The 1,262-nt window shown below is 38.7% G+C and carries 1 protein-coding gene; it reads left to right on the forward strand.

Features of this window, described 5'->3' with window-relative positions:
* Positions 1–93 precede the first annotated feature (93 nt).
* Positions 94–1,262, forward strand: a 1,169-nt coding sequence (locus JHC30_03940) for a type II secretion system F family protein (protein ID MCI4463305.1), incomplete at its 3' end; no start/stop codon positions are given.

Below are 1,262 nucleotides of genomic sequence, written 5' to 3' on the forward strand. Positions count from 1 at the left end.
TTGTTATACGTGGCGATATCACATATGAAGATGGCTTGAGATATGCCTTTAACAAGGAAAATTTTATACATTTAATGGAAAGGTGAGGGAACTATGCCGCAATTCGAATACAAGGTAATAACCGCTTCGGGCGGTTCTCTGGTGGGAAGACTTGAGGGCAATAGCGTCCAGGATGTTGCCGATTCTTTAAGAAGCAGGGGTTATAGGATAGTTTATATTAAAGAGTTGAGAGGCTTGTCACTTGGAGGCAAGAAAACCGAAGGGGGATTGCTTTCGAGATTTCAGGGAATAAGCGTAAGGGACCTATCTATATTTACAAACCAGTTTGGAACTATGCTCAACGCAGGACTTTCTATTTCAAGGGCACTTGCAGTTCTTGAAAAGCAAACTTCAAACCCAAAATTGGTTCAAATTATAAAGGAGTTGTCAGAAGAAGTCAAAAAAGGAAACCAGCTTTCAATGGCTTTAAAGAAGTTTCCACATGTTTTTTCACCTCTTTATATAAGTATGGTACAGGCAGGAGAGACATCTGGTAATTTAGGCGCAGCCCTTATTACAATGAGTAGTTTCTTACAGAGGGACTACGAAACAAGAAACAAAATAAGAGGTGCAATGACTTATCCTGTTGCAGTTTTGGGCTTTGCAATTCTTATTGTAGTTGGTCTTTTTATTTTCGTAATACCTACATTTGAAGGATTCTTAGCCGAATTAGGTGCACCACTTCCTGCTATTACTAAGATGATTTTTGCATTTGCGGATTTCCTTATTCACTATATCTGGGTTATTATTGCAATCGTTGTTGTTGCTGCAATTGCCTTTAGAAGATGGGTTAGGACTCCTCAAGGAAGAAGGACTGTTGATTCGCTAAAGTTGAAAATGCCTGTTATTTCCGAACTTACGCTAAAGTCATCTATGGCAAGGTTCTCTGATACGCTTGCAACGCTTTTTTCTGCAGGTATTCCAATTATTGACTGCTTGCAAACAGTCCGAGGCGTTATCGATAATGTGATTATTGCAGAGAAAATTGATGGCATAATTGATGCAATTAAAAGAGGTGAATCACTTTCCGCAGCCCTTGAAAAAAGTGGTATGTTTACTCCTATGGTTTACGATATGACTGCAATTGGTGAGGAAAGTGGTAGCCTTGATAAAATGTTAAAGAAGGTTGCAGAGTTCTATACAGAGGAAACAAATTATATTATAAACAACATATCTGCCCTTATAAACCCAATAATGATGGTTGGAGTTGGTGGGCTTATTGG

Source organism: Caldisericum sp. (genome assembly GCA_022759145.1).
Classification (GTDB): domain Bacteria; phylum Caldisericota; class Caldisericia; order Caldisericales; family Caldisericaceae; genus Caldisericum.